The 7,043-nt window shown below is 70.7% G+C and carries 6 protein-coding genes; 1 reads left to right on the top strand and 5 read right to left on the bottom strand.

Annotated elements, in window-relative coordinates:
- Positions 1-1,626: HEAT repeat domain-containing protein (locus P1P70_RS37105; RefSeq protein WP_319245614.1), on the top strand; the 1,626-nt coding region annotated here is incomplete at its 5' end.
- A gap of 110 nt (positions 1,627-1,736) precedes the next feature.
- Here the strand turns inward: P1P70_RS37105 and argG are convergent.
- The 5 genes from argG to P1P70_RS37080 all read right to left on the bottom strand — a co-directional run bounded on the left by argG (position 1,737) and on the right by P1P70_RS37080 (position 6,817).
- Positions 1,737-3,191 (bottom strand): argininosuccinate synthase, encoded by a 1,455-nt coding sequence (gene argG, locus P1P70_RS37100; RefSeq protein ID WP_319245613.1) that lies wholly within the window; start codon positions 3,189-3,191, stop codon positions 1,737-1,739.
- A 106-nt stretch (positions 3,192-3,297) separates the two neighbouring features.
- Positions 3,298-3,705 carry a VOC family protein gene (locus tag P1P70_RS37095; protein WP_319245611.1) on the bottom strand — a complete coding sequence of 136 codons (408 nt, stop codon included), beginning with the start codon at positions 3,703-3,705 and terminating at the stop codon, positions 3,298-3,300.
- 56 nt (positions 3,706-3,761) lie between these two features.
- Positions 3,762-4,358: an exonuclease domain-containing protein gene (locus P1P70_RS37090; protein WP_319245610.1), complete on the bottom strand. Its 597-nt coding sequence runs from the start codon at positions 4,356-4,358 to the stop codon at positions 3,762-3,764.
- Positions 4,359-4,385: 27 nt separating this feature from the next.
- Positions 4,386-5,711: a serine hydrolase domain-containing protein gene (locus P1P70_RS37085; protein WP_319245608.1), complete on the bottom strand. Its 1,326-nt coding sequence runs from the start codon at positions 5,709-5,711 to the stop codon at positions 4,386-4,388.
- Between the two features lie 176 nt (positions 5,712-5,887).
- A complete protein-coding gene (locus P1P70_RS37080; RefSeq protein ID WP_319245606.1) occupies positions 5,888-6,817 on the bottom strand; it encodes a hypothetical protein in 930 nt (309 codons plus the stop codon).
- Positions 6,818-7,043 lie beyond the last annotated feature (226 nt).

The following is a 7,043-nucleotide window of genomic DNA, read 5'->3' as shown; positions in this document are numbered from 1 at the left end:
GGCCGGTGGGCCTCCGCCGAGCACGGGGACGTCGTCGCCGGGGTGGGCGCGGCCGTCGTCGGTATGGCCGGGGACGCCGACGCCCTGGTGCGGGCCGCGGTGGCGGACGCGCTCGGATGGCTGGGGCCGCTCGGCGGTGACGACGCCGACGCCGTGGTCGTCGCGTTGATGGGGGACGCGGACACGCGTGTACGGCGGCGGGCGTCGCTCGCGGCCGAACGGCTGGACCTCACCGGGCCGGACGTCACGGAGGCGTTCCGGCGGCTCCTGGACGACACCGACTGGCATCTGCGGCTCAACGGGCTGCTCGCGCTGGGCAGTCGGGGCGTGAGCGTCGAACCGGCCGTGCTGGTACGGCTGTTGGGTGACACCGACTCGTACGTCTGGGGGCCCGCGCGAGCCGCCCTCTACCCCTCCCTGAACCAACAGCCCGTACTGGACGAGGTGAAGAACGCCGCCCGGCACGGTCATGGACTCGCCCGCGCACGCGCGCTGGAGATGCTGCCCGCGCGGCACACCCGCGGCCTGCGCGACTCCCTCCTCGACGGCCTGCGCGACGAGTGTCCCGAGGTACGGAAGGTGGTGGCCGGGTTCCTCGCCAAGGACCTGCGCGGCCCGGCCGACGCGCTGCTGTCCCCGCTGGGCCTGTCCGGTGCGGTCGACTCGCTCTTCGCCGCGATACGGCGGTCCGGCGCGGCGAAGTCGCTCCTGCCGGTCCTGCGGCCGTCCGCGACGGCCGACGCGCTCCTCGCGGCGCTGGAGGCGGAGACCGACGCGGGCGTCGCCGCCGAGCTCCTCACCGGACTCGGACGGTGGGGGGACGTCCGTGCCCTGCCCGCAGCCGTACGGTGGCTCGACCACCCGGACGCGGGCGCCGACGCCGTCGGCGCGCTCGCCGACATCGGGACGCCGGAGGCGGTCCGGTGGATCAGGGCCGTGTTCGTCTCCGCTCCCGGCCCCGACCTGGGGCCGGGCCTCGGTCACCCGTACGTCCGGGCCACCGCCGCCACCGCGTACGGCAGGCTGACACCCCCGGCCGCCACCGAGTCACTGTTGCCGCTGCTGCGCGATCCGGACCAGCGGGTACGGGCCGGAGCCGTGGACGGGCTCCGGCAGCTGGGGCGACGCGAACTGCCCGGCCGGGAGCGGGACGCGGCCGGCTCGGCCCTGCTGGGCCTCCTCACCACCGACGAGCCGAACCTCTGGCACATCGGCAACGCGCTCGACGAGTACCCCGAGACCCTCCCCGCCGTACGCCGCCTGATCGACCACCCCTCAGGCGAGGTCAGGGCGACCGTCCTGAGGCTCCTGGACGAGGACGACGACGCCGACGTCGCCCTCCTCCTCGCCCACCTCCACGACCCGTCGGAGCCCGCCCGCTACCAGGCCCTGTGGGGAATCGAGCACTACGTCAGCACGTACGGGAAGCTCCCCGAAGCGCCAAATGCACCGGATGCGCCGGAAGCACCCGACGGACCCGCCGCACCCGACAGACCCGCCGCACCTGCCACACCCGCCGCACCCCACCGCCCCGACCCGCTCACCGTCATCACGGCGCTCGCGCAGCCACCCTCTCCCTCACACATCCGCTACGCGGCGAACCGCGTCCTCGACGGACTGAAGTGAGGCCGACAGGTGACCGTTGACGCGCGACCGGCGGCACCACTGACGTGAGGCCGGCTCGACATCCCGCGTCGAGCCGGCCTCACCTCCACATCGTCGCCGCGCGCCGGCGGTCAGTCCGTGCCGGACTCCATCGCGGCGCGGTCCAGCAGCGCGTCCTCCTCGGAGACCGCGCCGCGCGAGGCGATGGCCTCGGCGCCGCCCTGCGGCAGCTCCGGCATGGTGCCGATCAGCCCGGTCGCGGCGGCCTGGGAGGCGCCGATCGTGGGGCTGCCGGTGCCGATCAGGCCGAGGCCCGCGTACTGCTCCAGCTTGGCGCGCGAGTCGGCGATGTCGAGGTTGCGCATGGTGAGCTGGCCGATCCGGTCGACCGGGCCGAAGGCCGAGTCCTCGGTGCGCTCCATGGACAGCTTGTCCGGGTGGTACGAGAACGCCGGGCCCGTGGTGTCGAGGATCGAGTAGTCCTCGCCGCGCCGCAGGCGGAGGGTGACCTCGCCGGTGACGGCCGCGCCGACCCAGCGCTGCAGGGACTCCCGGATCATCAGGGCCTGCGGGTCCAGCCAGCGGCCCTCGTACATGAGGCGGCCGAGGCGACGGCCCTCGGAGTGGTACTGGGCGAGGGTGTCCTCGTTGTGGATGGCGTTGACGAGGCGCTCGTACGCGGCGTGCAGGAGGGCCATGCCGGGGGCCTCGTAGATGCCGCGGCTCTTGGCCTCGATGATGCGGTTCTCGATCTGGTCGGACATGCCGAGTCCGTGGCGTCCGCCGATGGCGTTGGCCTCCATCACCAGGTCGACGGCAGAGGCGAACTCCTTGCCGTTGATGGTGACCGGACGGCCCTGGTCGAAGCCGATCGTCACGTCCTCGGTGGCGATCTCCACGGACGGGTCCCAGAAGCGGACGCCCATGATCGGCTGGACCGTCTCGACACCGGTGTCCAGGTGCTCCAGGGTCTTCGCCTCGTGGGTGGCGCCCCAGATGTTGGCGTCGGTGGAGTACGCCTTCTCCGTCGAGTCCCGGTACGGCAGCTGGTGCGCGACCAGCCACTCGGACATCTCCTTGCGGCCGCCCAGCTCGGTGACGAAGTCGGCGTCCAGCCAGGGCTTGTAGATCCTGAGGTGCGGGTTGGCGAGCAGGCCGTAGCGGTAGAACCGCTCGATGTCGTTGCCCTTGAAGGTCGAGCCGTCGCCCCAGATCTGGACGTCGTCCTCCAACATCGCCCGGACCAGCAGCGTGCCGGTGACGGCCCGGCCGAGGGGGGTCGTGTTGAAGTACGCCCGCCCGCCGGAGCGGATGTGGAACGCGCCGCAGGTCAGCGCGGCCAGGCCCTCCTCGACCAGCGCGGCCCGGCAGTCGACCAGGCGCGCGATCTCGGCACCGTAGGTCTTCGCGCGGCCGGGCACCGAGGCGATGTCGGGCTCGTCGTACTGGCCGATGTCAGCCGTGTAGGTGCAGGGGACGGCACCCTTGTCACGCATCCACGCGACGGCGACCGAGGTGTCGAGCCCGCCCGAGAAGGCGATGCCGACGCGCTCGCCGGCCGGAAGAGAGGTGAGGACCTTGGACATGGAAATTATTATGCATGGCAATGCATGATCATGCAAAGCCACCATCCGGTGACGGCCCTCACGCCCGACGGCGCTCCCCTCCGACGGCGCTCCCCTCCGACGGCTCTCACGTCCCCAGTTCGGTGAAGAGGGTCAGCTGGAGCGCGCCGGGAGCTTCGAGGCGGGAGTTCAGGGAGTTCCAGGGGGTGCGGGTCGGTTCGGCGATCACCTCGGCGCCGGCCGCCGCCAGCTTCGCCGTGGTCGCGGTCGAGTCGTCCACCTCGAAGGCGACCCGGATGTGGCCGGCCACGCGGCGGCCGACCTCCACCTCGTCGATGAACTCCGCGTGCTTCGGATCGGTGATCTCCAGCGTCGCCCGGCCCGCTTCGAGGATCGACACCCGCCCGCCGTCGGACGAGAACGCCGCCCGCTCGGGCAGCCCCAGCACATCGCGGTAGAAGTGCAGCGCGGCGTCGTAGTCGGCGGCGGTGACGACCAGCCGGAGTTCGCGGACGGGGGTGGTCTCGTCGGACACAACAGCTCCTGGGCTACTCGGGGTCGAGGAACGAGAAAAGGGTGATCGTGCGTCCGCTAGACGAGCCCGTCCGGCAGGACGACCCCCGCCCCCGCCAGGTGCCGCAGGGCTGCCGCGGTGGAGTGGCAGTCGAAGAGAGCCGCGTGCTCGTCGCCCGGGGTGGCGGGCCGGGCGAGCCCCAGGGCCTGCCAGAGGCGGCCCGAGTTGACGCCGGTCGTCGCCGGGGCGACGGCGTTCAGCCACGGCCGGACGTTGAGGAAGCCCGGGGCGAGCGCGCGTTGCCCGATCGTCTCGCCCCGGGCCCGGGCCCAGCCGATGTTCTCGCCGAGGACGAGCATGTCGTTGCCGTAGGAGAGGACCGGCCCGCCCCGGCAGAACGCGAGGAAGTCGCCGAGGGCCCGGGCCGGCGGGAGGCCGTCCCGGTCCACGCCGCGCTGGTCGATACCGGTGAGGGTGGTGAAGTACGGCGAGAGCCGGGGATTCACCACCGGGCGCACCAGCGTCTCGTACTCCTCCACGACGGAGTACTCCTCGTTCACCCGCACCGCGCCGATCTGCACGATCTCCCGCAGTTGGCCCGGGGCCGACCAGTCCTGCTCCATGGCCCCCGGCCAGGTCGTGAACTCCAGGTCGAAGATGACGAAGGTGGGCAAGACGCGCTCCCTGCGGTGCGAGGACGGTTACGGGAGTGTCCTACCCAGCAGACCGTCCGGAAGGATCCTCCCCGCGTCCCCGGCCGCGAGACGCGACTTCACCCCGGCCCCCGAACCCGAGCCCGGCTCCTCCGGCGTCGGGCACAGCGCCCCGAAGACGTGTCGCTCGATCGCGTCGTCGATCGGGCTCGGCTCCAGCGCCGTACCCTCCGCGTTGAGGCGCTGGTACTTCATCAGGTTCCAGCCCATGGAGACCTGTCGGTCGCCGTCCGCGCTGGTGAGGCTGATGGTGCCCGCGCCGAAGACCCCGCCGTCGTGTCCCCAGAACCGCCCGCAGCCGGGCACGTCTAGGGTGTAGATGCCGAGGCCGTAGTCGATCGCGGCGCCCGGGGCGATCTCCACCGGAACCGTGCGCTGCATCTCGGCGAGCGACGAGCGGCGGACCAGGTCACCGGTGAGCAACTGCCGGTAGAAGCGGTTGAGGTCGTCCGTCGTGGAGACGATCGCGCCCGCCGTGTACGCCCAGGACATGTCGTAGACGCTGTAGTCGCGCGGCGGGTCGATGAGCCCGTAGAACGACTCGTACATCCTGGAGTGCGGGCCCTTGATGGACGCGGTGCGCGGGTACGAGGTGTGGCGCAGCCCGGCGCGGTCGATGACGTTGCGGGTGATGTACGTCGAGGCCTTCTGACCGGTGACCTTCTCCAGGATCAGGCCGGCCACGACGTAGTTGGTGTTGGAGTACCTGCCCGGCTGCGCGCCGGGGGTGCCGGTGGCGGGGGCAGCGAGGCCCAGCCGTACGAGCTCGCGGGGACTGATCGAGCGGAAGCGGTGCTCGTCGAGGCTGGCGGTGGAGTTCTGGGCGAGGGAGGGGAAGGCGCCGAGGATGTAGTCACCTATGTGGCTGGTGTGGTTGAGGAGCATGCGGACGGTGATGGCGTCCCCGCGCTCCCGGGTGTCCCCGTCGGTGCCGGTGCCCTGGAACAGCTCGGGGACGTAGTCCGTGACCGGGGCGTCGAGGCGGATCCGGCCGCGCTCCACCTGCTGCAGGAGCGCCACGGCCGTGAACGTCTTGCTGATGCTGCCGACGCGGTGCCGCATGGTCGGGGTGACCTTCCGCCCCGTGTCCACGTCGGCCAGCCCGGACGCGCCGGCCCAGCGCTCCCGGCCGTCCCGTACGGCGGCGTACGTGCCGTACATCCCGGCCTCGTGGACCGCGTCGAGCGTGTCGCGCAACTCGGCCCGGTCCAGTTCCCCCGACGCCGCCGGGCCGGCCGCCTCGGCGGCGGGTACCGCCGCGACCAGCAGAAGTGTGGTGCCCAACACGGTCCCGACGAGACGTTGCATACGCACGACGTGTCCCCCTCGATCCTGACGTTCCGACGGCCCCGGACGGTCAACTCCCGGGCCCTGCCAGGCGATTGTCACGAACAACCGGTGCGCACTACATCCTTCCCGCGGACGATCACTCTCACAGCGGGGCCATGACATCTGTCATGGCCCCGCGAAACGTCACCGAACGAGGAGGGTCAGAGACCGTAACGGGATTTCATGTGGCGCCAGAAGTCCCGGAACATCCACTTGTCGAACTCGGTGATCTGGGCGGCGCTGCCCGCCTTCATGAGGAAGCAGCACTGGCCGGTCGGCGACCAGTCGTAGAAGTCGTCGAGGCCGAAGGTGTGGCCGACCTCGTGAAGGTAGATGTGGATGTTCTCCTGATTCAGGGCGCCGGTGAAGTAGGAGCGGCCCATGCGCTGCCCCCAGTCACCGCCGGCGCCGCCGCCGAAGCCCTCGGTGAGCCACAGGGACTGGTCGTAGTGGCGGGCGGCGCCGCCGGGACAGCGGGAGTAGTTGCCGTCCTGGTGGAAGAAGCGGCCGCAGTCGGGGTTGCACTGCGGGGCTCCGGCGCCGTCCAGCATGTTGGTGTAGATGTCGACGGAGTTGTCGTTCCACTGCAGGGTCGAGCGGTTCTTCACCGCCCAGCCGACGATGTTGACGGGGACGTTGGTGTACGGCCAGGCGTTGTGGCCGGCGCCGTTGTCGACCATGGCCGCCATCCACTTGCCGAACTGCTTCTTCAGCGCGGCGTGGATCTGGTCGCGCAGGGCGACGCTGACCGGCTGGCTCGACTCCCAGCGGACGCAGTAGTTCACGCTTCCCCGGTTGGCCATGATCTGGTCCCAGCCGTAGTTGCGGAAGCCGTAGAGGTTGCCGTACGTCGACTCGACGTGGTTCCAGACCTCGTTGAGGGGCTGGACCAGGTGCGAGGGTGGGTTCCAGGCGGCGGGTGCGGCGGCGACCGCGGCCGCCACCGCCCGCTCCTGTGCCTGTGTTTGGTCCGCCCGGTCGTTCGCCGCCTGCGCGACGGACGGCGAGGTCAGGCCGGGTGCGAGCAGCACGGCCAGGACCGCGACGAGCACGGTGAGCAGTCCTGCGATGCGGGTGCGTTTGCTGTGCATGGTGAACTCCCTTTGTGGGGTCGGGATTTCACGTGCCTTCAGTTCACTTTTCCGTTCGCTCTTCCGTCGCCGCCGACACCCAAGAAGGTTGCCCCTTCGAACCGACTCGTCCCCTTCCTCTCTCTTATACACATCTCCTACCCCACGAGACAGGGCAAAATCCCATATCCCGTTTTCTCCTTAAAAAAAAAAAAAAAAAAACAAAATACAACGAAGAGGACACAGA

The organism is Streptomyces sp. MB09-02B (assembly GCF_033794485.1).
Taxonomy (GTDB): domain Bacteria; phylum Actinomycetota; class Actinomycetes; order Streptomycetales; family Streptomycetaceae; genus Streptomyces.
Note: the sequence above shows the minus strand (reverse complement) of the source record. Positions and strands in the feature narration are given on the sequence as shown.

Bases quoted from the DNA above. Each gene is read 5' to 3' on its own strand.
- argG (WP_319245613.1), bottom strand. From the start codon at position 3,191: ATGTCCAAGGTCCTCACCTCTCTTCCGGCCGGCGAGCGCGTCGGCATC.
- P1P70_RS37080 (WP_319245606.1), bottom strand. From the start codon at position 6,817: ATGCACAGCAAACGCACCCGCATCGCAGGACTGCTCACCGTGCTCGTC.